This is a genomic window from Streptomyces jumonjinensis (genome assembly GCF_009600885.1).
In the GTDB taxonomy this organism is placed as follows: Bacteria; Actinomycetota; Actinomycetes; order Streptomycetales; family Streptomycetaceae; genus Streptomyces; species Streptomyces jumonjinensis.
The window spans coordinates 104,890-105,399 of sequence record NZ_VCLA01000167.1 but is presented as its reverse complement, the minus strand read 5'-3'; the positions used below and the strand labels follow the sequence as shown (position 1 = coordinate 105,399).

The following is a 510-nucleotide window of genomic DNA, read 5'->3' as shown; positions in this document are numbered from 1 at the left end:
GCGACGGTGATCACCACCGCGGGAGCGGTGGACGAGGAGATCGGGCCCTGGGACCAGCCTCCGGCCATCGGCCGCCCGCTGGACAACGTACGCACCTACGTCCTCGACGGATACCTGCATCCGGTGCCGTCTGGTGTGGTGGGTGAGTTGTATGTGGCTGGTGCTGGTTTGGCGCGGGGGTATTTGGGGCGTTCGGGGTTGACGGCGGAGCGGTTTGTTGCGTGTCCGTTTGTGCCGGGTGGGCGGATGTATCGGACGGGGGATCTGGTCCGCTGGTCGTCTGATGGGCAGTTGCTGTTCGTGGGGCGTGCGGATGATCAGGTGAAGATCCGTGGGTTCCGGGTTGAGCTGGGCGAGGTGGAGGCGGTGCTGGCCGGGCATGGGTCGGTGAGCCAGGCGGTGGTGGTGGCGAGGGAGGACCGGCCGGGGGAGAAGCGTCTGGTCGGCTATGTCGTTCCCGACGCCGAAGACGTGGATCTTGAGGCGATACGCGAGTACATGGCCGGGGTT

General features: G+C 66.7%; 1 protein-coding gene. It reads left to right on the top strand.

Going from position 1 to position 510, the window contains the following annotated elements:
- Positions 1-510, top strand: a 510-nt coding sequence (locus tag FF041_RS24705) for an AMP-binding protein (protein ID WP_153524865.1), incomplete at both ends; no start/stop codon positions are given.